Origin of the sequence: Vibrio tarriae, assembly GCF_002216685.1 — a bacterium.
GTDB classification, from domain to species: Bacteria; Pseudomonadota; Gammaproteobacteria; order Enterobacterales; family Vibrionaceae; genus Vibrio; species Vibrio tarriae.
Window position 1 is genome coordinate 1,031,186 of sequence record NZ_CP022352.1, and the last position, 22,605, is coordinate 1,053,790.

The 22,605-nt window shown below is 45.5% G+C and carries 18 protein-coding genes; 13 read left to right on the forward strand and 5 right to left on the reverse strand.

Features of this window, described 5'->3' with window-relative positions:
* Nucleotides 1–2 precede the first annotated feature (2 nt).
* The 4 genes from narH (at nt 3) to CEQ48_RS05165 (ending at nt 3,505) form a co-directional block, all read left to right on the forward strand.
* Nucleotides 3–1,541 carry a nitrate reductase subunit beta gene (narH, locus tag CEQ48_RS05150; RefSeq protein WP_089070490.1) on the forward strand — a complete coding sequence of 513 codons (1,539 nt, stop codon included), beginning with the start codon at nt 3–5 and terminating at the stop codon, nt 1,539–1,541.
* Complete coding sequence (gene narJ / locus CEQ48_RS05155; protein ID WP_089070491.1) at nt 1,541–2,263, forward strand: nitrate reductase molybdenum cofactor assembly chaperone; 723 nt, start codon at nt 1,541–1,543, stop codon at nt 2,261–2,263. Before narH ends, narJ begins: the two co-directional genes overlap by 1 nt.
* Nucleotides 2,260–2,937, forward strand: a complete 678-nt coding sequence (gene narI, locus CEQ48_RS05160; protein WP_089070492.1) for a respiratory nitrate reductase subunit gamma — start codon at nt 2,260–2,262, stop codon at nt 2,935–2,937. The genes narJ and narI overlap by 4 nt, the downstream gene beginning before the upstream one ends.
* Before the next feature lie 97 nt (nt 2,938–3,034).
* Nucleotides 3,035–3,505: a hypothetical protein gene (locus CEQ48_RS05165; protein ID WP_089070493.1), complete on the forward strand. Its 471-nt coding sequence runs from the start codon at nt 3,035–3,037 to the stop codon at nt 3,503–3,505.
* A gap of 153 nt (nt 3,506–3,658) precedes the next feature.
* Here CEQ48_RS05165 and CEQ48_RS05170 read toward each other — a convergent pair whose 3' ends face one another.
* A complete protein-coding gene (locus CEQ48_RS05170; protein WP_089070494.1) occupies nt 3,659–5,464 on the reverse strand; it encodes an amidohydrolase in 1,806 nt (601 codons plus the stop codon).
* A gap of 168 nt (nt 5,465–5,632) precedes the next feature.
* Between CEQ48_RS05170 and CEQ48_RS05175 the strand changes: the two genes are divergently transcribed.
* The gene (locus tag CEQ48_RS05175; RefSeq protein ID WP_089070495.1) at nt 5,633–6,172 is read left to right on the forward strand and encodes an isochorismatase family protein; all 540 of its coding nucleotides are present in this window, start codon (nt 5,633–5,635) and stop codon (nt 6,170–6,172) included.
* A 396-nt stretch (nt 6,173–6,568) separates the two neighbouring features.
* Nucleotides 6,569–9,346 carry an alkaline phosphatase family protein gene (locus CEQ48_RS05180; protein WP_198301141.1) on the forward strand — a complete coding sequence of 926 codons (2,778 nt, stop codon included), beginning with the start codon at nt 6,569–6,571 and terminating at the stop codon, nt 9,344–9,346.
* A gap of 38 nt (nt 9,347–9,384) precedes the next feature.
* Here the strand turns inward: CEQ48_RS05180 and CEQ48_RS05185 are convergent, their stop codons facing one another.
* The gene (locus CEQ48_RS05185) at nt 9,385–10,230 is read right to left on the reverse strand and encodes an AraC family transcriptional regulator (RefSeq protein WP_001961797.1); all 846 of its coding nucleotides are present in this window, start codon (nt 10,228–10,230) and stop codon (nt 9,385–9,387) included.
* A gap of 121 nt (nt 10,231–10,351) precedes the next feature.
* On the opposite strand from CEQ48_RS05185, the gene CEQ48_RS05190 reads away from it, so the two are divergent.
* From CEQ48_RS05190 to CEQ48_RS05210, 5 genes are all read left to right on the forward strand, one after another.
* Nucleotides 10,352–10,885 (forward strand): carboxymuconolactone decarboxylase family protein, encoded by a 534-nt coding sequence (locus tag CEQ48_RS05190; RefSeq protein ID WP_089070497.1) that lies wholly within the window; start codon nt 10,352–10,354, stop codon nt 10,883–10,885.
* Between the two features lie 441 nt (nt 10,886–11,326).
* Nucleotides 11,327–13,447 (forward strand): anaerobic ribonucleoside-triphosphate reductase, encoded by a 2,121-nt coding sequence (gene nrdD, locus CEQ48_RS05195; RefSeq protein ID WP_089070498.1) that lies wholly within the window; start codon nt 11,327–11,329, stop codon nt 13,445–13,447.
* A 4-nt stretch (nt 13,448–13,451) separates the two neighbouring features.
* On the forward strand, nt 13,452–13,919 hold the full coding sequence (gene nrdG / locus CEQ48_RS05200; protein ID WP_089070499.1) for an anaerobic ribonucleoside-triphosphate reductase-activating protein: 468 nt from the start codon (nt 13,452–13,454) through the stop codon (nt 13,917–13,919).
* A 121-nt stretch (nt 13,920–14,040) separates the two neighbouring features.
* Nucleotides 14,041–15,222, forward strand: coding sequence for an amino acid aminotransferase (locus CEQ48_RS05205; protein WP_071178050.1), 1,182 nt, complete (start codon nt 14,041–14,043; stop codon nt 15,220–15,222).
* Between the two features lie 57 nt (nt 15,223–15,279).
* On the forward strand, nt 15,280–15,960 hold the full coding sequence (locus tag CEQ48_RS05210) for an ATP-dependent zinc protease family protein (protein WP_089070500.1): 681 nt from the start codon (nt 15,280–15,282) through the stop codon (nt 15,958–15,960).
* 227 nt (nt 15,961–16,187) lie between these two features.
* On the opposite strand, the gene fruA is transcribed toward CEQ48_RS05210, so the two are convergent.
* The 3 genes from fruA to fruB are packed head-to-tail and all read right to left on the reverse strand — an operon-like array spanning nt 16,188 to nt 20,094.
* Nucleotides 16,188–17,924: a PTS fructose transporter subunit IIBC gene (gene fruA, locus CEQ48_RS05215; protein ID WP_198301094.1), complete on the reverse strand. Its 1,737-nt coding sequence runs from the start codon at nt 17,922–17,924 to the stop codon at nt 16,188–16,190.
* Nucleotides 17,925–17,942: 18 nt separating this feature from the next.
* Entirely contained in the window at nt 17,943–18,896 is a 954-nt protein-coding gene (pfkB, locus tag CEQ48_RS05220) for a 1-phosphofructokinase (RefSeq protein WP_089070502.1), read from the reverse strand.
* 10 nt (nt 18,897–18,906) lie between these two features.
* Nucleotides 18,907–20,094, reverse strand: a complete 1,188-nt coding sequence (fruB, locus tag CEQ48_RS05225; RefSeq protein ID WP_089070503.1) for a fused PTS fructose transporter subunit IIA/HPr protein — start codon at nt 20,092–20,094, stop codon at nt 18,907–18,909.
* Nucleotides 20,095–20,431: 337 nt separating this feature from the next.
* On the opposite strand from fruB, the gene cra reads away from it, so the two are divergent.
* Both cra and CEQ48_RS05235 read left to right on the forward strand, forming a co-directional pair.
* Nucleotides 20,432–21,412 carry a catabolite repressor/activator gene (gene cra / locus CEQ48_RS05230; protein ID WP_089070504.1) on the forward strand — a complete coding sequence of 327 codons (981 nt, stop codon included), beginning with the start codon at nt 20,432–20,434 and terminating at the stop codon, nt 21,410–21,412.
* Between the two features lie 53 nt (nt 21,413–21,465).
* Nucleotides 21,466–22,605, forward strand: coding sequence for an exonuclease SbcCD subunit D (locus tag CEQ48_RS05235; RefSeq protein WP_089070505.1), 1,140 nt, complete (start codon nt 21,466–21,468; stop codon nt 22,603–22,605).

Consider the following 22,605-nt stretch of genomic DNA (forward strand, 5'->3'; position numbering starts at 1 on the left):
GTATGAAAATTCGTTCACAAGTCGGCATGGTATTGAACCTAGATAAATGCATCGGATGTCATACCTGTTCAGTTACCTGCAAAAATGTTTGGACTAGCCGCGAAGGTATGGAATACGCGTGGTTTAACAACGTTGAGAGCAAGCCTGGCACAGGATATCCAAGTGATTGGGAAAACCAAGAGAAGTGGAAAGGGGGATGGATTCGCAATATTAAAGGGAAACTTGAACCCCAAATGGGTAGCAAAATTGGCGTATTGGCGAAGCTGTTTAATAACCCCGACATGCCAACCATAGATGATTACTATGAGCCGTTCACTTTCGACTACGAGCATTTACAAAATGCGCCGCAAGGTCAGCATCAGCCTATCGCTCGCCCTCGTTCTCTGATCACTGGGCAGCGAATGGATAAAGTAGAGAAAGGACCAAACTGGGAAGAAATACTGGGTGGTGAATTCTCAAAACGCTCTGCCGATCAGAATTTCAATAATATGCAGAAGGAGATGTATGGCCAGTTTGAAAATACATTCATGATGTATTTACCGCGTTTATGCGAACACTGTCTAAACCCCGCTTGTGTAGCGACTTGCCCAAGTGGCGCGATATATAAACGGGAAGAAGATGGCATTGTGCTCATTGATCAAGACAAATGTCGTGGATGGCGAATGTGTTTGACAGGGTGTCCATACAAAAAGATTTACTTCAATTGGAAGAGCGGGAAATCAGAAAAATGTATCTTCTGTTACCCAAGAATTGAATCAGGCCAGCCGACCGTGTGCTCAGAAACCTGCGTAGGGCGTATTCGGTATTTAGGTGTGATTCTATACGATGCAGATAAAATTGAGCAGGCAGCATCCGCGGAAGAAACGACGGATCTCTACCAAAATCAGCTAGATATTTTTTTAAACCCGAATGACCCCGCGGTTATTGAAGAGGCGCTCAAACAAGGTATTACGGAAAATGTATTGGAGGCAGCGCAGAAGTCACCCGTTTATAAAATGGCAATTGACTGGAAACTTGCGCTACCTCTACACCCTGAATATCGCACTTTGCCAATGGTTTGGTATGTGCCACCTTTGTCACCAATTCAGTCTGCGTTGGATGCAGGATATGTTGGTAAAAATGGAGTTCTGCCAGATATTGAAAGCTTAAGAATCCCAGTGCAATACCTTGCAAATCTTTTGACTGCGGGTGATACAGCTCCAGTATTGAGGGCGCTAAAACGAATGTTGGCGATGCGACATTTCAAGCGTGCTGAATCGGTTGATGGAGAAATCGACACCAGCGCTTTGGAGCAGGTTGGCTTAACTGCACAGCAAGCGGAAGAAATGTATCGCTATCTGGCAATTGCCAATTACGAAGATCGATTTGTCATCCCGTCGAGTCATCGAGAACTCGCGCGTGAAGCTTTTCCAGAAGCCAAAAGCTGTGGGTTTAGTTTTGGTAATGGATGTCATGGCGGTGATGATAGCCGAATCAATCTATTCAATAGTCAGCGCATCAATTCGATAGATATCACCGCAAAGACGATAGGAGATAAATAATGGAGTTGAAATCTCTCAGATTAATTTCTGTTTTATTAGATTATCCCAGCTGCGACGCTTGGGATTATCCACATGAATTGATCGGTATCGTAAAATATTGCGATGAATTAAACTTTAATCAAAAGAAAACACTGGTGAAATTTATCAGCAAAATTTTAGATTTAGAACTAATGGATGCACAATCTAATTATGTTGATTTGTTTGATCGAGGTAGTTCACTATCCCTTCTCTTATTTGAACATGTACATGGAGAGTCAAGAGATAGAGGGCAAGCAATGATTGATTTGATGAATCAATATGAAGCAATAGGTTTGCATATTAATGTCGGTGAACTTCCTGACTATTTGCCTAGATATTTGGAATATGTATCTCAGTTAAATATAAAAGATGCTAAAGAAAGCCTAAAAAACATCGTGCCAATTTTAGCGCTTTTATCTGAGCGATTAAAAAAAAGAAACAGTGATTACTTTGAATTATTTGAGGTTTTATTAGAGCTTTCGGAAGAAAATATAGACTCAGCAGCATTGCATCAACAAGTATCCAACGAAAATGAGGATTATACACATGAAGCCTTAGATGCTGTTTGGGAAGAAGAGCAAGTCCGATTTTTGGGTGAAGAAGGTTGTAACTCCGCATTACAAAATCAGCATCAAAGGCGATTTTTAAATAATGTTTCGCCACAGTATTTAAACATTAGTGATATTCATGGAGTGCAGCAATGAGTTTCTTAAATGGTTTCTTTTTTAATATCTATCCCTATATCGCTGGTTCCGTATTCTTGATAGGTAGTTGGGTAAGATATGACTATGGCCAATACACTTGGCGTGCAGGGTCTAGTCAAATTTTAGATAATACTAATATGCGGTTAGCTTCTGGGCTCTTTCATGTCGGTATTATAGGGATATTTCTCGGGCATTTTTTTGGAATGTTAACGCCTCATTGGGTCTATGAATCATTCCTATCATTAACCACAAAACAGTTGCTTGCGATGATCGCTGGTGGTGTGTTCGGAATGATGACCATAGTAGGAGGCGCAATGTTACTTAGACGACGCTTGACGAATGCTCGGGTTCGTGCAACGTCATCTTTTGCTGATATATTGATCCTTACCCTGCTTGTGATTCAAGCATGCTTAGGTGTATTGACTATTCCTTTTTCTGCACAGCACTTGGATGGCAGTGCAATGATGAAATTAGTTGGTTGGGCGCAAGATGTCGTGACATTTCAATCTGGAGCGGCAAATAACTTAGATGGTGTCAGTTTTATATTTCGCATTCATATGATATTGGGAATGACGATATTCCTTATTTTCCCATTCTGCAGATTAGTTCATATTTGGAGTATTCCCTTCGAATACATATCAAGGCGTTATCAAATTGTAAGAAGCAGAAGGTAACCCAGATCGGAAAAGTGAGTGAATTGATATGACACTCACTTTTCTAAAAAATAATTATCGAGAGTATTGCTCATTATTTTAAATGGTAAGGTAGTTTATGGTGTACCATGTTTCAAAGAAGTTTCTTTTAAAAAAAGGAGCTGAGCCATTTTTTATTGCACTTTTTTGGCCTTTTGGGGCTTATCTAACCTCAATGGTTATTAATGTTGACATGGGTGATGAATTTGTTATCAGTCTAAAAAACTTTAGTGTTGCATTGTTTTTAATAGTATTATTTATAAACGTAATACGTATTTTTTATTTAAGAAAAACAGTTCTAGTTATAGACAAAAAAGGGATTGTTTATCGTGTTAGAGATAATGTTATTAAATTTTTATGGACTGACTTGTCAGGAGTTAAAATCTACAAAATAAGGGGTAGAATCATAAAGCTTGAGCTGCTTCCTTACAAAAAACAAATAAATCTATATTTTTTTGATGGATTGAATGGCTTAGTGGTAGATATAGATAAAAATAGAAAAAATAAAGAATGTATTTTTATGGATTTTATTTATATTCAAGATTTATAGTGTGAAGATTATCTGGGAACAAATGAAATATATAGCCTTTTATTTAAGGATAAACTGGCTTTGATATGTAATTCAGCTCCCAAACCACCATTTTGTATGAACAGTAGGCAGATAGAGGGTAAACCTTCTATCTGCCGGATGAAAAGTTGAAAGTTAATGTGAGTGGTGCAGCATACCGGTTGAAATCATCGCCGTTGTTGCGATGGCCTGACAACGCGGTGAGTCTGCACAACTGCCAACAAGAGCATTGGTCTGTTCATCGCGTTTATACACTGTTTTACCTTCTTTTATCGTTTCCAGTACCTGAATATCGGCTAGTGTTTCTGGGGCAACGTTTAGTGGATTATCTGACAGGATAACCAGATCAGCCAATTTGCCTACTTCGAGTGAGCCTTTATTGTTCTCTTCTTTATATTGAATTGCTGCCCAGAGTGTTTGAGCTTTTAGGCCATCAAGCGTAGAGACTTTCTGTTTTGGCCCTAGCACTCTTCCTGTGCGACTGATCCGATTTACGGTTGCAGAATAAACACGCATTGAATTGGGAAGAGCAACAGGTGCATCATGATGAGAGGTGTAGATCATCCCCAAATCACGAGCCCAACCGGTGGGAGATATGTTTTGTGCTCTTACTCCACCAAGCACTGAATCCATATGCCAGTCCCCCCAATAAAAGGTATGCATGGGGAAAAATGAAGGGAATATTCCTAAACGTTTGAAGCTTTCCACTTGATCTTTACGTGCTGTTTGAGCGTGTATGGCAACAAATCCTCTGTCTGGTTTTCCGTATTTTTTCTCGCTGGCTTCAATCCCTTTGATTAATTGATCAATTGCCGCATCACCATTCACGTGGGTTAATAATTGCCAACCATTTTTTTGGGCTAACTCAATGTATTCCGTCGCTTTTTCATCGCTCATGCTCGGGTAGCCTTTGTAGTTTGCTGGCTGCCCTGCGGGGGGAACTAAGTAAGGCTGAGTTAACCAAGCTGTTTTGCCCTGTGGAGAACCATCAAGATTGAGTTTTGCTCCAGCAACCCGAAAGCCATTGGCATATTGGTTTGCGTAGTAGGGAGGAGTGATCACATCCTGCGCAATTTGAATATCTGGATAAGCCGCGACATCAATCGGCAGCTTATTCCTTTGAGCTAGGTTATACATGGTTTTTACTGCGGAACTGGAGGCGCGGCCTTCTTGAGCTGTTGTATACCCAAAACTGGAATAGAGCTTCATGCCTGCTTTGAAGATGACCTCATTTTCCTGATCATTGAGTTTAGAAAAAAGTGGGAGCAGCATACCAAAAAATGCGGTCTCTTCTAAAACGCCGTTGGGCGTTTTGCCATCCGCTTCACGACGGATTTTTCCCCCTTCAGGATCTTTGCTATCGGTTTGAATTCCAGCGAGTTGTAATGCTTTCGTATTTAAAGTCGCCAAATGTCCAGATTGATGAATGATCAGGATAGGAAGGTCTTGGGATACTTCATCTAACTCTTGGCGGGTAGGGTGTCTTTGTTCTGCCAATTGTGAATCGTCATAACCAAAACCGATAACAATACCGTGTTTAGCATTATTGGTTTTGTTCATCCATGCTTTTAGCTCTTGTTGCAACGATTGAACATCTTTTACGTCTCCATCTGGCGCAGCTAACAAATTGGCAGACAGGGCTTGAATCCCAGTGTTGAAAACATGCCCGTGTCCATCGATAAAGCCCGGTATCATGGTTTTGCCATTTAAGTTCACGATCTTGGTATTCGCATCACGGAGTTTCATAATTTCAGATTCATTACCAAGAGCTAAAATGCGACCATTTTTTTCGGCTAGAGCTTCAACGGTGAGTGCTGCTTCATTAACGGTGATGATGTCTCCACCCAGATAAATGGTTTGTGCAAACGGTTTTGCTGGGCTTGACGCTTGAACGAGTGAGCTTACGCTCAAGCAGGCTACGGCAAATGGTATAAACTTCATCAGGTTACCCCCATGATGGTAGTGAATATGAATGAATAGAATTTTGATGATCACAGAACTTTAAAAAGTCTTATTGTAGATTATTCATCAAGTTGTATTTGATATGGGCGTCGGAGTTTTACTGTTTACATGGTCGCTTGACGTTTTTTTGTTAAAGAAGGATTCGAAATGCTCAGCAAAGAAGATACAGGACTTATTCTGATTGATATTCAAGGTAAGCTGGCTCGTATAGTGTCAGAGAGTGATCTACTCATAAAGCATTGTCAGGCGTTGATCTTAGGTGCACAGGCTTTAGACATGCCAATACTCTGGTTAGAACAGAATCCGGAGAAACTCGGAGAAACGGTTGAAGAATTGCGTGAGCTCCTCCCTAATGTTAAGCGCATAAAAAAATACACGTTTGATGCCTGTGTAGAATCCAATTTCATGCGTGCGATTCAGGAGTCGGGCTGCCAATCATGGTTGGTAGCGGGGATTGAAGCTCATATTTGCGTTTATCAAACCGCCAGCCATTTAAAGCTGATAGGTTACGATGTGCACTTGGTCGTTGACTGCATATCCTCTCGAACTCAAGTCAATAAAGAATTAGCGATCAATAAACTGATTCAGCAAGATGTAGCCATAACTGGTGTAGAGATGTGCCTTTATGAATTGGTGCAAGATTGTCGAGTTCGTGAATTCAGCACCATTTTGAAGTTAATTAAATAGTTTGTATCTCATAGTCGTTTTCGAACCGTTGTTCAGTGACGCGCATTGCTGCTTTGCAACGTTATTTATTCATTGAGTAAAAGTTCACCGTTTTCATCAATCAACACACTCGCTTTACGCATTTCAATTCGCCTTACTGCACAAAATGGTGTGACCGGAAAATGTTTCAAGAATAAAGAGATATAGAGTCAGAATTACGAAACATGTGTTGATTCATTATGTTATCGAAGGCAGAGTGTTGGTTTTTCAAGCGCTTTAACCTTTAAATTGATGCATTATCAAACTGAAATAGGAAAGATTATGTACGCATCTCATCAATATAAAAGACTCTCAATAATGGCTATTTTGGGATGTTTGCCCTTTTCAGTAAATGCAGCAGTGGAATCAATACCTCTCGTGGGGGGCGTATATAACTCGGCGCATGTTTTTAAGCATCAAATCACCAACTCGTTGAGTTATTCAACTCGATTAACACGCGATACCGCGCTGTTTACTATCGCTGGCCTCACTTTGGATAGTTATATCCTCACCTTACCATTGGACGTAAAAACGAAAGCGCGAGTCATAAAGCAAATTTCCGATCCCAGTTATGCAATCCCGTTAGGATATTTTCTTTATCAGTATTATGACCGTTACACCGGCATGACAACGGAAGATCAATTCAAAAATTATTTATCCACTGTGTATGATGAGCTAGCCTTAAAGGGGTTTGAACATAGTTTGTTTCAGCTTGGCAAGTCTGTTGTCACAGAACAAACGCAACATAGTAAAGATCAAGCTCACCAAGAAGGAATTAAAGTCGATAATCAATTTATCGCGACTATGGTGACCTTGTATGACGCTTTAGTACAGATTGGTGAGTGGCGTGATCTCAAACAACTGCCTTCCCACTACCAGTACTTGTCGGATACGCCTGCTGATAAAGCCTTAGTCTCAAAAATTCAACCACTTGTCGTGGATATTCTGCGTCAAACCGCCAACGGCATGGATGAGGGGGAGATGAAACATGCACTTCTGTCGGTTCTAGAAGATGCGAAACCAGAAAACGCCAATAAAGTGAACAACAAAGCGCAAGCGATTACGGTTAGCCTAATTGATTTTGTACGTTTGAATGTACTGAAAGGATATCGACAATTTCTTTATCAGGAAGAGCGCACAGCGCGTTTAAAAGAGTGGTTAAAAAAAACATTGGATAGTGACCCTGAGCAATTAGTCACTTTTTTAACTTCACAACAGCAGCGCCGTTTTGCGGTACAAGTGACAGTGGATGGTTTGCAGCAAGGCTTGATTGAAGGGCTTGTTCACCCAGAAAACCCCTTTATCAAACAAGTCCATGCAGAACATCAACAAGCTGAAAAAGACCAGCATTCAACGCTGATTGAGCCGCTAGAGCATAAGCAACAAATCCGTTTCCTCTCTACCTTGGCTGAGCAAAATTATCAAGATCCTTACTATTTGCCCTTCTTCAAACAGCTTTATCAACATTATCGTCCAACCATTGTGCAAGTTGGTATTTCTTCGACACCGACAATCAGTGTGCGTAATTTACCTATCATCAAAACCGGCGCTAAGGTTTCTGGGCTTGGTGGCACTGGTATTCCCAATTTTCACTTCGTTGATCGTCAAGCAGATCGCGCTTACTACTTTTTTGGCAACGATGCTTTGCAGCTCGATCGCTTGGTCAATGAACGAGGTGTGAAGACAATGTTCGATCGCCTAGATTACTTGAAAACACTCAACTGTAACGCTCAGTACGATTGGAATGCACACACTACCTACGATGGACTGGTGAATCTTGGTGCTGGCGAAGCTCTACGTGATTTCGGTGAAAAACGTTGTTTGCGAGAATTAAATGAAAGGGCGGAGGTGGAACGTCAACTTACCGCATTAAGAGCGAAATTAATTGAGCAGATCACCGCTTACCAAAATTCGTCGAAATGGATGTTATTGGCGCGAGCGACATTAAAGCAGCGCCTTGAGCAACAACTGGCTGAATATGCTGAGTGGGACATCTTTGGCATGCCAGATTACACGCTGATTTATAATCCTTGGCCCGATCATTTTGCCCATTTCGCTGGACCGTTTAGCGATGAGGTGATCATGCCAACGGGAGAATTGAATCGCTTAGATTACTGGTTGAGAGAAACAGAAGCCGCATACAAAAAAGCTGGAATTTATGAGCGTACTTTATGGGGAATGGCGGGCGATCACGGTTTAGCTCCCGTTTACGGCACCTTAAATCCAGAACGTAAAATTTTTGAGTCATTACAAAAAGATCTGGGGATTAAGATTGCGCTGGAGAAAATTTCCTCCGATGAAGGAGAGGGGCCGAAATTAACCAATGCTCTTAATGCGCCCAGTTATCAGAAGATTGATGTTGTGGTGGCCTCGACTGCCGGAGGTAACTTCATGCTCGATTTCTTTAATTCAGCGGCAGGGTGGGCAACACAACCTATTTATCAAGAATTGACCCAGTGGCAACCCAAAGGGAGTGATAAACCCCTTGATATTGTCAGTGAAAGCCTTGTTCGTTTAGGGGATAGCTTGGATTACTTAGTGGTTAGAGAGAAAACCTGCACTGTGGATGATTGTGCTGTGCGGGTGATCGGCATGCGTGAAGGTCAGCGCTTGGATGAAATCATACGCCTAGTGGGTAATAAGCGTTTTTACACGTCACAGCAAGGCCAACCTCAGCTATTACAGCTACAGCAACTGAATCCATATTTACCTAAGCCTCAAGCAAAGGCTCTTGAAGAGTTCGCGCAGTTGGTGGACAAATGTCTCTATCGTGCTGAAGAAGCGAACATAGCGACTTGGTGTGATGAGCAGGAATGGCGGCAGCTAACCCGCTTCACTCTTCGTCCTGACTCTGTGAATCAGCTTGCGGCACTTTATGAAGAAGATCGTGCCGGCACGATGAATCTCTTCCCTAAACAGGGCGTCGGATACAACACCAAAGTTCCGGGACGACACGCTGGTGAAAGCTACTTAGAAAAAGATGCGTTTTTGGGATTCTGGGGTAAGCCGATTGGGCCTAATGCGATTGCACTACAATCGGAACAAAATGGATCTTTGGCTCCTACACTTTATGAGTATTTAACAGGAGAAAGTATTGAGGTTGGCCATGATGGCTGGGGCTACCCTTCTTTACTCAATAAGTTAGATATTCAGTAGTTTCTAATATTCTCGGCGTTCGTTATTGAACCTGCGATTCACTCTGCGGGTTCAATAACCTCGCTGCTATTTTGCTTGTGCTGTTGTAGCCAACGTGTTGGCGTTAAACCAAACTGGCGCTCGAATGCGCGAGAAAATGCTACGCCACCGCTGTACCCCACTTCTAAAGCAATAAACTTTATCGGTTGCCCTGCGAGCAAGAGCTGTTTCGCCAGTAATAAGCGTGACTCTGTCACGTAACTTAGCGGTGGCTGGCCGATCACTTGATGAAACCGTGCTGCGAACTGAGCCCGAGACATACCAGCCAAGTTGGCTAATTCCGCAATGGTCCACGGAGTATCGAGGCTAGCGTGAATGGCTTCAATGGACTTGGCGAGCTTTGGATCTGTCATTGCAGCCAACAAGCCTGATTCACATAAATGGTGTTCAACCAGATGACGCAAAAGCAGCAGGAGGAGGAGATCCAATAAACTCGCCACCACTGCAGTGTGGGCGTAACGTTGAGAAAATGCTTCTTCAAATAGCAGGTTGATGGTTGGGGTTAACCCATCAAGCTGTGCAAGCGGAATAATTAATGCATCCGGTAACGCACGAAATAGGGGGGAATCTCGAAACGTTAAGCGAGCACAAACCAAATCGCATCCACTGAAATGCATAGGTTGTAAACGATGATGCCTGCCGCGAGGGTATACGATCAGTGTGGGTTCGCTAAGTAGCAAGGTGGAACTACCCGTTTGATGAAGAGCCAACTCGCCACTGCGTAATAAGTGGAGTTGTCCTGCGTTGCCGTAATCTACGCTTTCTGTACTTTGACAAAGATTACCAGAGAAAAACAAGCTGGCTTTTGGCGCTGCATGTTGAATTAGGGTTGATAGAGCATCCATAAGATAAGACGTAGTGTATGAATTTGTGGATTTTTAGTGATAATTCGTATTTTTCATTGTGTCAATATAGATAGCGTTAATTCACTGAAACACAAATCACAAAATCAATAAGGAGCTTATCATGAGCCGTATTACCCCTGTATCTCAGCCACAAGGTGAAGCCGCTGTAACATTGAATGCGATCAAACAAAAAATCGGTATGGTCCCGAATCTTTATGCGACGGTGGCGCACTCATCAACGGTATTGAATGCTTATTTGGCATTCAGCGAAGCGCTAAGCCAAGGTCGCTTAACCGCAAAGCAGCGCGAGCTCATTGCACTAGCCGTTGGTCAAGCTAATGCGTGCCAATACTGCTTGTCTGCACATACCATGATTAGCCGTAGCACAGGTTTATCTGATGAGCAGATCCTCACTGCTCGTCAAGGTACAGCTGCGAATGGATTGGATAATGCCTTAGTGCAATTGGCAGTCTCTCTGGTAAAACAGCGTGGCGTGATTACGGATGAACAATTGGAAGCTGCGCGTAAGCAAGGAGTTGATGAAGGGCTCGTCTTTGAAGTATTAGCTCAAGTCAGTGCGAATACCTTCACAAACTATGCAAACCACGTAGCAGGTACAGACATTGATTTCCCAGCAGTCAACGTGCAACTGTAAAAAAGCTTGAAATGAGAGGGCGCTGTAATGGCGCTCTTTTTTCATCTGAAACTATCTGTCGATAGAAATTTCAGATGAAGTCCCAAAAAATTGAGAAGTTAATCCGTATCTAAGACGTTAAATCTCTGAACGCATTCTTGGTTTAACAATCGATTTGCCGCGGTAACTCAACAGCAGCAATAAGCCTGCTCAAACTTTCTTTAGTTCAGTTACTAAAATCACAAAAATAGTAATTTTCAAGGTTTCTTTCTGGTTTGAGATCTTCCCCAATAAGATCGCATTGATCTTGTTCATTGGTCGGTTTTCATTGATCTAAATCAATACTCTCACTTGATGCATTTCGTTAAATACGCCACAACATATAGTGTCAGTCGCAGAAAAATTAGCCCTATATAGTGTATTTGTGGATAACTCTGTGAGTATGCTGGGTAAGGAGAGAAGGTGAAACCTATCGTAATCAAACGTGATGGCTCAAAAGCGCCATTCAACAGGGATCGTATCCAAGCTGCTGTAGAAAGTGCTGCGGAATATGCCGATCAGGAAATCGCTATCTACGCACTCAATGTGGCATTAGCCGTTGAACTCAAGCTGCGTGATTACGATGAGGTACACATCGCCGAGATTCAAACCTTAGTAGAGAACGAGCTAATGCAAGGCCCGTACAAAGCATTAGCTCGTTCATACATTGAATATCGCCATGATCGCGATGTCGCGCGTGAGAAGCAGAGCAAGCTGACCAAAGAAATCGAAGGTCTGATCCAAGAAAGCAATGCGGATCTGCTCAATGAAAACGCCAATAAAGATGGCAAAGTGATCCCGACTCAGCGCGATTTGTTGGCGGGTATTGTCGCCAAGCATTATGCCAAAACGCGAATTTTGCCACGCGATGTGGTGCAAGCTCATGAATCGGGCGATATTCATTATCATGATCTGGATTACGCGCCTTTCTTCCCGATGTTTAACTGCATGTTGATTGACTTAAAAGGCATGCTGACTCATGGGTTTAAAATGGGTAATGCTGAAATTGACACGCCTAAGTCAATTTCAACCGCAACGGCAGTTACCGCGCAAATTATTGCTCAAGTCGCGAGCCATATTTATGGTGGCACTACCATCAACCGGATTGATGAAGTACTGGCTCCTTATGTGACAGCAAGCTACGAAAAGCATTTAGAGATTGCCCGTGAATGGGATATTCACAGCCCTGAAGCGTTTGCTAAAGCGCGCACGGAAAAAGAGTGCTATGACGCTTTCCAATCGTTGGAGTATGAAGTCAACACGCTGCATACCGCGAATGGGCAAACACCGTTTGTGACTTTTGGATTTGGTCTGGGCACAAGCTGGGAATCGCGCTTGATCCAGCAATCTATCCTGAAAAATCGCATCGCAGGTTTGGGTAAAAACCGTAAAACTGCGGTATTCCCGAAACTGGTGTTTGCTATTAAAGATGGACTCAACCATAAAGCAGAAGATCCTAATTACGACATTAAGCAGCTCGCGTTAGAGTGTGCTTCTAAACGCATGTACCCAGATATTCTCAACTACGACAAAGTGGTTGAAGTGACGGGTTCATTCAAAACCCCGATGGGATGCCGCTCTTTCCTAAATCCTTATGAGGAAAATGGGGAGTTGATCCATGAAGGGCGTAATAATCTCGGCGTTGTAAGCTTGAACCTGCCACGCATTGCCTTGCAGGCGAAAGGCGATATAAACAAATTCTATGCTCTGTTGGATGACAAACTGAAACTTGCTCGCCGCGCATTAGATACTCGGATTAACCGCTTGGAAAATGTGAAAGCACGTGTTGCGCCAATCCTATATATGGAAGGTGCGTGTGGTGTACGTTTGAAAGCGAATGATTCGATTGCGGATATTTTCAAACATGGCCGTGCTTCTATTTCATTGGGTTATATCGGTGTACATGAAACCATCATGGCGCTGTTTGGCCAGCAAAAGCATGTTTATGATGATGTGCAACTGCGCGAAGAAGCCGTGAAAATCATTCAACATCTGCGCAACGCGGTTGAGCAGTGGAAAAAAGAGACCGGTTACGCGTTCAGTCTGTATGGCACGCCAAGTGAAAACCTGTGTAGCCGATTCTGCCGGATTGATGCCAAGCAATTTGGCGTGGTGGAAGGGGTGACGGATAAAGGTTACTACACCAACAGCTTCCATTTGGATGTTCAGAAGAAGGTGAATCCGTACGACAAGATCGATTTTGAAATGCCGTATCCGGAAATTTCGAGCGGTGGATTTATCTGCTACGGCGAATTTCCGAACATGCAACGTAACGTAGAAGCGCTCGAAAACGTATGGGATTACAGTTATCACCGCGTGCCGTATTACGGGACCAATACGCCAATCGATGAATGTTATGAATGTGGATTTACGGGCGAATTTGACTGTACCAGTAAAGGGTTTGTTTGCCCGCGATGTGGCAATCATGAGCCGACCAAAGTCTCAGTGACGCGTCGAGTATGTGGCTATTTGGGCAGCCCAGATGCACGTCCATTTAATGTCGGTAAGCAAGAAGAAGTCAAACGTCGGGTAAAACACCTGTAACAGTATGAATTACCATCAATATTATCCGATTGATGTGGTTAACGGGCCGGGGACACGCTGCACGCTGTTTGTCTCCGGTTGCGTTCATCAATGTAAAGGATGTTATAACCAAAGCACGTGGTCACTGTCGTCTGGACATCGCTATACCCAAGAGATGGAAGATAAAATCATTGCGGACTTGAAAGACACACGCATCAAACGCCGTGGACTATCGCTCTCGGGTGGCGACCCGATGCATCCTGCCAATTTATCAGCGGTGTTACAGCTTGTGCAGCGGGTAAAAGCCGAGTGCCCAGATAAAGATATTTGGCTGTGGACGGGATATACCTTGGCGGAATTGGATGATAGCCAACAAGCTTTACTGCCATACATTGATGTGCTGGTGGATGGCAAATTTATCCAAGAGCAGGCTGATCCGGGGCTAGAGTGGCGGGGCAGTGCTAATCAAGTGATTCACCGTTTTACCTTGTAAATTCTTGTTCTCAGCGCTCTAGTGTTTAAGGTGCGACTGAGAACAAAAAATCCCTTTCGGTTTTCTCTTATCTGGTTTACTTTGTGAGTTGTTACCTGAATTTCAAAGGGTTGTGACTTTCATGTTTACTCATTTACCAGCACCAGTTTTAGATCCAATACTTTCTCTCTCCGTCGCCTTTCGCAATGATCCTCGTCCACAAAAAGTGGATCTAGGAATCGGCGTTTATAAAAACAGTCTTGGCGAAACGCCCATCATGCGTGCCGTTGCGCTGGCGCAAGATAAAGTGGTGGCAAGCCAAAAAACCAAATCTTATGTCGGCCTTGCTGGTTGTGAAGAGTTCAACCAGAGCATGATGCAGCTCGTATTAGGTTCAACCTTGGATAAGGAGCGCACGATTGCAATCCAGACTCCGGGAGCCAGCGGCGCGCTGCGTATGCTGGGGGATTTAATGCGCGTGGCACAACCGGATACTACCGTGTGGATCACCGATCCTAGTTATGTAAACCACAAGCCCGTGATGGAAGCGGCTGGTCTGAAAGTACGCTACTACCGTTATTTCAGTCGTGAAACCAAAATGGTGGATACCGAACAAATGTTGGCTGATCTGGCACAAGCGGGAACAAAAGATGTGGTGTTACTGCATGGTTGTTGTCATAACCCGACAGGTGCCGATATTGATTTTTCTGCGTGGCAAGCGATCACTGAGTTGGCTCAGAAAAACGGCTTTATTCCTTTCGTCGACATCGCCTATCAAGGTTTTGGTGACGGCTTAGAGCAAGATGCACAGGGTTTGCGTTACATGGCTGAGCGCATGGAAGAGATGCTGATCACGACATCCTGCTCTAAGAATTTCGGCTTGTACCGTGAGCGTACGGGAGCGGCGATTGTGATCGGGAAAAATCAGCAAGAGGTGACCAATGCACGAGGCAAAATGCTGACCTTAGCGCGTTCCACTTACACTATGCCACCCGATCACGGTGCTGCTCTCGTCAAAACGGTGTTAAGAGATGAGCAGCTCACGGCAATTTGGAAACAAGAGTTGAGTGAAATGCAGCAACGTTTGTTAACTCTGCGCAAAAATTTGTGTAATGAGTTGAGAAATCAACACAATACGCGACAATTCGACTTCATTGAGAGCCATAGAGGCATGTTTACTGTACTGGGATTCAGTGCAGAGCAGATGGGAAGGCTGCGTGAAGAGTTTGCGATTTATGGTGTCGCAGATGGACGAATTAATATCGCAGGGCTGACCGAAAAAGACATTCCTTATGTGGCCAATGCTATTATTCATGTGTCGTAAATGAAGATGACAGCAATATGCCCAATCAGGAAGGGTGGTATTTGATTAGGTGAAAGTATGAGTCAACCACTGAAGTTGTTAGTACCGTTAATGTTAAGTAGTGGATTGGTGGCTTGCGCTACCAATCCTGTGTCTACACCCGTGCAAGTGCCTGAGGTGGTGGAGACACAAACTCAGCCAGCGGCAACTGTGCCTGAAGAGATCGTCGATCCTAATGCTCCTCTGGTCGAGACTTTGCCCTTGCTTGAGCCTGCACACTCGTTTGAAGAGAAAGACGATTTCTCCACGGCGACCAAGAGCTCCGATGGCAAGATTGTGTTAGGCGATAAAGAGTGGGTCTATCTGCCAGGCTTAAAAGAGAGTTTTAAAGCGCGAATTGATACTGGCGCGACGACGTCATCGATCAGCGCAGTAGATATTGTGCCTTTTGAACGCGGTGGACAGGATTGGGTGAAATTTCGTATTGAGCACGACAACGTCCGTAGTGAGGAACTTAGTTTACCTGTCGAACGTTGGGTGAGAATTCGTCAATCGAGTGCCGAGGAAGCACAGCGTAGAGCCGTTGTGGTGGCATGGATCCAAATTGGTGATTTGAAAGAACAAACGGAGTTTACTTTGACCGACCGCACGCACTTAACTTATCCACTGCTACTGGGGCGTAGCTTCTTTAAAGATGTCGCGGTGGTGGATGTCTCTCGTCACTATATTCAACCCAAACATCCAAGCCCTAAAAAATAGTCCGAATGTTCTCGCCTAACTTGAGGCAGTTAAGGTGTTGGCTATGTTCCGCTCACCCATGCACATAGGGAATCTACGTTCATGGAGAAGCCATTTTAGGTTCGCCATTCTAAGTCCTTTAGGAATAAAAATGCTCTTTAGGTACAAAAAGCCAGTGGAATTCCACTGGCTTTTTCATTTCACTGAGCATTTATGCCACTAAGTACGCCTTTCACCGCGCGCTCAGATTAAGCCGCGACCGCTTTGGCTTGTGCCGACTTTTTCAGCATAGCGTAGCCAAAACCGGTAATAGCCGTACCGACAGCAATCGCGACCAAGTACAGCAGCACTGGGTTTATCGCATTCGGGATCAAGAGCACAAACAGACCGCCGTGTGGCGCCATCAATTTCGCGCCAAATAGCATCGAGAGTGCGCCTGTCACGGCTCCACCCACCATACAGGCTGGGATCACACGCATTGGATCTTTGGCGACAAAAGGAATCGCACCTTCAGAGATAAAGCATAGGCCCAGAACAAAAGAGGCTTTTCCTGCTTCGCGCTCTCCCGCTTCAAACTTGTCTTTCGCGATAAAGGTCGCTAAGCCCATACCCAATGCTGGCACCATGCCTGCCGCCATGATTGCGGCCATTGGCGCATAAGTTTGTGAGGCGAGTAAGCCGACGCCGAAGGTGTATGCGGCTTTGTTCACTGGGCCACCTAAGTCGAAACACATCATGGCACCAAGCACAATACCGAGCAAAATCGCGTTGGTTGATCCCATGTTGTTTAGGAAGCTGGTCATGCCGCTCATGATGCTCGACATAGGGCCACCCACGACGTAAATCATCACTAATCCGGTAAATAAGCTGGTAATAAACGGGATGATCAAAATCGGTTTTAGCGCGGCCATCGATTGAGGCAGTTGCACTTTATCGGCAATAAATTTGGCGCTGTAACCCGCGAGGAAACCTGCAACGATACCGCCAAGGAAACCGGCGCCCGTTGAGCTTGCGAGCATACCGCCAATCAACCCCGGAGCCAGTCCCGGACGATCGGCAATAGAAAATGCAATGTAGCCAGCAAGCACCGGAATCATCAGCGCAAATGCTGAACCTCCGCCAATCTGCATTAAAGCAGCAGCTAAAGTGCCTTCTTCTTTGAACGCTTCAATACCAAATACGAAAGAGAGCGCGATGATAAGACCGCCAGCGACCACGACAGGCAGCATGTGCGATACGCCCGTCATCAAGTGTTTATACACGCCTTTTTTCTCTTCTGCTTTCTCGTTAGTCGCGCTGTTGGCAGAGCCTGAGAAAGTTTTCGCTTGCGCAAAGGCATTACTGAGCTCCTGCGCGGTTTTCTTCAACGCGAGGCCAGTACTGGTTTTGTAGAGTTTTTTACCATTGAAGCGATCCAGAGGAACATCAATATCGGCCGCGATGATCACTAGATCGGCGGCAGCAATTTCTTGCTCCGTCAGTTGGTTTTTAGCACCGACTGAACCACGCGTTTCAACTTTGATCTGATGGCCTTGACGTGTTGCTTCCGCTTCTAATGCTTCCGCTGCCATAAAGGTGTGTGCAACCCCCGTTGGGCAAGCAGTAATGGCGACGATTTTTTTGGCAGAAACAGGCGCTGTGGCGGGGGAGTGACAGCGTGTTGCCTGCTCGGAGCTGAGTTCAGTCGCTTGTTCTGCGGCTTGCTTAAGGTAACCGACGGGATCGGAAGTACAGGCAGTAATAGGGCTTTGGTAGACTTTTTTACCGACAAAACGCTGCATATCAATCTCGCCGTTAGCGGCCAGTATGACCAGATCGGCTTTATTGATTTCCTCTTCGCTTAAGGTGTGGCCTGCAATCACTGTTGAGTGACATTCGATATAGGCTTCCCACCCTAACGTTTTACTGGCTTGCTGCAGTAAACCCGCTGCAATAATGCTATTGGCAACGCCACTTGGGCATGCGGTTACAATGGCTATTTTCATCTTCACGACCTTCTGTCCTTAGGCACCCATCGTAGGATGGAGTGCGGATACTTGAATTTGTTGTTGTAGGGTATTGAGTTGCTCCCAATCACCAAGACCAACGCCGACTTGGGTTACCGCAAGTGCAGACAAGGCCGTTGCGAAACGGAGCAAAGATTCTTTTTCCATACGTTGCATATGTCCCCAGCATAGACCAGCAACCAGCGTATCGCCTGCGCCGACTGTGCTCACCACCTGCATTTTGGGTGGTTTTGCATGCAACCATTGGTTTTCATGCAGCCACATCACGCCTTCGGCCCCCATCGAAATAACAATGTTTTCAATCTGTTTTTGAGCAAGTTCGGCGGCGGCTTGCTGGCAGTCGGTTAGGGTAGTGAGCTCACGACCACACCATTGAGAAAGCTCTTCATCATTGGGTTTAATCAGCCAAGGTTTGGCATCCAATCCTGCCAACAGCGCATCGCGGCTGCTGTCAAACAGCACCTTTTTATTCATGCTGCGCAGTTGGGCAATCCACCCAGCGCAGCGCTGTGGTGAGATACCTTGTGGCAAACTGCCCGCGAGCACGAAATAATCATGATCTTGTGCTAGACGCTGTAAGGTCGCTTCGAAAGCCTCAATATCCGCTTCCGTCACCTGAATACCGGGAAAATTGATGTCACTGACTGCGCCGTTTTGTTCAACCAGTTTGACGTTAATGCGCGTCGCTCCCGCGATGCGAATAAACGCATCCTGTACGCCCAACTGCTCAAACAGTTGGCAGAAGAGTTCTTGATTATCTCGGCCAAGAAAGCCCGTGACTGTCACTTGTGCGCCAAGTTCACTGAGTACTTTGGCAACGTTTACCCCTTTGCCCGCAGCATGCAGTGAACTTTGGCCAACTAAGCTGACTGAGCCAACGTTAAGCTGGTTTACACTGCCCGTTAAATCGAGCGCTGGATTTAAGGTGATGGTGACCACTTTTTTTGTCATGTGATGCCCCTTAACCTTCGCCTAAGCCAGCATTGATCGCTGCGCCTAGCGCTTGCAGCGCGGCTTCTGCATCTGGGCCTTCTGCGGTGAACTGCAACTGATGATTGTGTTTTACGCCCAGCGCAATCACTTTCATCAAGCTTTTGGCATTGACGACTTGACCATCGCCATCCAGGTTAGACACACGGATATTCGATTCAAACTTCTTGGCTTCGGCGACTAACATCGCACCGGGACGAGCGTGCAAACCATGGCTATTTTTAATGCGGAAAGTCGCCGTATGAGCGCGAGAAGAATCAGGCTCCTCCACCGTTTCTGCGGCTATCGTTTCCCCAGCTATTGTTTGCTGAGCGATGGTTTGGTCAGCATTGCCGCTAAACAGATTAAGCAGTTGCTGAACATCGGCCTGCAAGAGTTGATCTTGTTTTTGCTCAAACACGCACCGAGTAATGGTGTTAAGCAGAGGCTGGTGGACGTCATTACACACCGAAAACGCAATCAGCGCTTTCACCGGTTGTTGCTCATATTCACAATGGTTGGCCGTAGTGACAATCGACATCCCAGTCCGTTTTACTGCGCGATCGCTGGCTACTAACCACAAACCGCGTCCCAGATGAGTCGGTGCTTTAGTGACTAGATCGGCAACAAATTCATTGTCTGCGCAGCCCGTGTTTTTCAACAACCCCCCCGCGACAGCGCTCATTTGCACCATATCACTGGCTGGAAACTGCAATTGGATCAACGAAGCGTCAAAATCTGCGGTTAACTGGGCTTCACCTTTGATAATGGCAATGATTTGTTGCGCTGTTTTGGCTTGCTGGAGCGCTTGCTCAACGCCATCGGCAGACAGCACTTTGGTCAGCTGCTTTAGAATGCCCAAGTGTTCATCTGATTTCGCGGCGATACCGATGGCTACATACACCAGATTACCGTCTCCCCAATCCAAACCTTGCGGGAAGTGCATGGCGGTGACACCTGTCTGTTTAACCAGTTCGCGGGTATCGGTTGTGCCATGGGGAATCGCAATCCCATTACCGAGATAGGTGGAATGCTGTGCTTCGCGATTGAGCATACCTTGCGCATAGCCTTCTGCCACTAAGCCTTTCGCGGTTAATGCGTGAGCCAGTCCTTGAATCGCAGCTTGCTTATTCGCAAAGTGTTGCTGCAATTGAATATCTTGTGTGGTGAGTTCTAACATTCTTAACCCCTGTCTGCCTCTATAGGCGGGATGTGGTGTATCGCTGCAGGTTTTCAGTTGAAGCAATACCTTGTCATTCATCCCGTCTCGTTTTCCTTTGGGCTGAATCGGTTCAGCACAAAGGGCAAAAAAATTCAGCAAAACCTCGAATACTCACGATCTTGCTGCTGGATACTCGACACAATCTGGCCTGTGTAGTGGGTGAGATTGTGAATCAACAGTACTTTTGCTGAATCCTTTCAGCTTTAATACTGAATCGATTCAGCTTATAATTCAACACTAGGCTAGGATCAAAAATCGCGTTCTATGATCAGACGCACATAAAAGAGACCCACTTATGACACTGGATGAAATCGCGAAATTAGCTGGCGTATCGAAAACCACCGCCAGTTATGTGATCAACGGCAAGGCGCAGAAATATCGGATCAGTGAGAAAACGCAGCATAAAGTGATGGCTGTGGTGCAGCAGTATAATTTCCGGCCGGATCATGCCGCATCGGCATTGCGTGCAGGCAATAGCCGCTCGTTTGGTTTAATCATTCCGGATCTGGAAAACACCAGTTATGCGCGTTTGGCAAAATTACTTGAACAGAACTCGCGGCAAGCTGGCTACCAAATTTTGATCGCTTGTTCGGATGATGATCCACAAATTGAAATGGCAGCGGCTGAAGCGTTAGTCTCTCGCCGAATCGACGCTCTGTTTGTGGCGAGCGGTATTCCGAATGCCAGTGAGTATTACCTCAAGTTGCAACAATCCGGAACGCCTGTAATTGCGATTGACCGTGCTTTGGATGATGAGTATTTCTCCTGCGTGATCAGTGAAGACTTTGGCGCTGCATTTGAATTAACGTCTTCCGTGCTCACTCATGATGTACACAGTGTAGGCTTGGTGGGTGCGCTGCCCGAACTGAATGTGTCGCGTGAACGGGAACAAGGGTTTGCCATGGCGGTTAAGCAGCGCGGTTTACCAACCACGCTAGGTTATGGTGAGCATTTTAACCGTGAAGAGGGGCGTAAAGTATTTGCCAAGTGGGTGGCGAATGATCAGTTGCCTGATGCGGTGGTGGCGACATCTTATACGCTCCTTGAAGGCATTCTTGATGTTTTGCTTGAGCAGCCAGAATTGATGCAAAAAGTTCGCTTAGCGACCTTTGGTGATAACCGCTTACTCGACTTTTTACCCATCCGAGTGAATTCTCTGCCTCAGCAATTTGAATTGATTGCCGATAGCGCATTAGCCTTGGCGCTGAACGCGTCGGCGAAACGTTATCAAACGGGGATCGAGCTCATTCCACGTCAGTTAAAGGTGCGCACTTAAACAAAATAAAGGTATGATATGCGCCAGTTTTCGTTTCCTCCCACAGGCAAGGCATGAAGTTTCTACATACTTCGGATTGGCATCTTGGTCGCCAATTTCATCAAGTCTCATTATTAGATGATCAAAGCGCCGTTCTCGCACAACTGATCGACTTTCTGCGCGACAATCCGGTGGATGCCGTGATTGTCGCCGGTGATATTTATGATCGGTCGATTCCACCCACGGCGGCGATTGATTTATTGGATGAAGTGGTCAGCGTGATCTGTGGCGAGTTGAAGACACCTTTATTGATGATCCCGGGCAATCACGATGGTGCGAAGCGTTTAGGCTTTGCCGCGAAGCAGATGAAAAATTCGGGCTTACATATCTTTGCTGATTTTGAACAGATGATGCAGCCACTTGTGCTGCATTCACCGCAAGCGGGCGAGGTCGCTTTCTGGGGAATGCCGTATCACGACCCAGAGTTAGTGCGCCACTACTATCACAACGACATCACCACGCATGACGCTGCACACCAATTTTTGTGCGAGAGTATTCTTGCTCAGCGCAATCCATCACAACGTCACGTATTAATCAGCCACTGTTTTGTCGATGGCGCGATGGAGTCGGAATCTGAGCGGCCGTTATCGATTGGTGGATCAGATCGTGTTGACCATCGCCATTTTTTGCCTTTTGACTACGTCGCACTCGGGCATTTACACCAGCCGCAGATGAAAGGGGCGGAACACATTCGTTACTCTGGCTCATTGATGAAATACAGCTTCGGTGAGCAGCACCAAAGCAAAGGCGCTACCTTGGTAGAGCTGGGGCCGCAAGGTTTTATCAGCGCAACGCATATTCCTCTCACCGCGCCTCATCAAATGCGCATTATTGAGGGAGAGTTGGAGGCGATTCTTGCGGCGGGAGCCACCGATCCGCAGGCAGACGATTACCTGCTAGTACGTCTTTTGGATAAGCATGCCATTCTCGACCCGATGGAAAAGCTGCGTCAGGTTTATCCGAATGTGCTGCATCTTGAAAAGCCGGGCATGTTGATTGGTGTGGACCAAGAGATGGGCAAGGCACGATTGGCACGAGGGGAATTGGATATGTTTCGTGATTTTTTCCTTGAGGCGAAACGTGAACCTCTGAGTGAACAGCAAGAGAAAGTGGTGATTGAGGTGATTGCGCGCCTGAAAGCGGAGGGCATGTAA

Excerpts from the sequence above, each read along its gene's own strand:
- narH (WP_089070490.1), top strand. The coding sequence starts at position 3 with ATGAAAATTCGTTCACAAGTCGGCATGGTATTGAACCTAGATAAATGC.
- narJ (WP_089070491.1), top strand. The coding sequence starts at position 1,541 with ATGGAGTTGAAATCTCTCAGATTAATTTCTGTTTTATTAGATTATCCC.
- narI (WP_089070492.1), top strand. The coding sequence starts at position 2,260 with ATGAGTTTCTTAAATGGTTTCTTTTTTAATATCTATCCCTATATCGCT.
- CEQ48_RS05165 (WP_089070493.1), top strand. The coding sequence starts at position 3,035 with ATGGTGTACCATGTTTCAAAGAAGTTTCTTTTAAAAAAAGGAGCTGAG.
- CEQ48_RS05170 (WP_089070494.1), bottom strand. The coding sequence starts at position 5,464 with ATGAAGTTTATACCATTTGCCGTAGCCTGCTTGAGCGTAAGCTCACTC.
- CEQ48_RS05175 (WP_089070495.1), top strand. The coding sequence starts at position 5,633 with ATGCTCAGCAAAGAAGATACAGGACTTATTCTGATTGATATTCAAGGT.
- CEQ48_RS05185 (WP_001961797.1), bottom strand. The coding sequence starts at position 10,230 with ATGGATGCTCTATCAACCCTAATTCAACATGCAGCGCCAAAAGCCAGC.
- CEQ48_RS05190 (WP_089070497.1), top strand. The coding sequence starts at position 10,352 with ATGAGCCGTATTACCCCTGTATCTCAGCCACAAGGTGAAGCCGCTGTA.
- nrdG (WP_089070499.1), top strand. The coding sequence starts at position 13,452 with ATGAATTACCATCAATATTATCCGATTGATGTGGTTAACGGGCCGGGG.
- CEQ48_RS05205 (WP_071178050.1), top strand. The coding sequence starts at position 14,041 with ATGTTTACTCATTTACCAGCACCAGTTTTAGATCCAATACTTTCTCTC.
- CEQ48_RS05210 (WP_089070500.1), top strand. The coding sequence starts at position 15,280 with ATGAGTCAACCACTGAAGTTGTTAGTACCGTTAATGTTAAGTAGTGGA.
- fruA (WP_198301094.1), bottom strand. The coding sequence starts at position 17,924 with ATGAAAATAGCCATTGTAACCGCATGCCCAAGTGGCGTTGCCAATAGC.
- pfkB (WP_089070502.1), bottom strand. The coding sequence starts at position 18,896 with ATGACAAAAAAAGTGGTCACCATCACCTTAAATCCAGCGCTCGATTTA.
- fruB (WP_089070503.1), bottom strand. The coding sequence starts at position 20,094 with ATGTTAGAACTCACCACACAAGATATTCAATTGCAGCAACACTTTGCG.
- cra (WP_089070504.1), top strand. The coding sequence starts at position 20,432 with ATGACACTGGATGAAATCGCGAAATTAGCTGGCGTATCGAAAACCACC.
- CEQ48_RS05235 (WP_089070505.1), top strand. The coding sequence starts at position 21,466 with ATGAAGTTTCTACATACTTCGGATTGGCATCTTGGTCGCCAATTTCAT.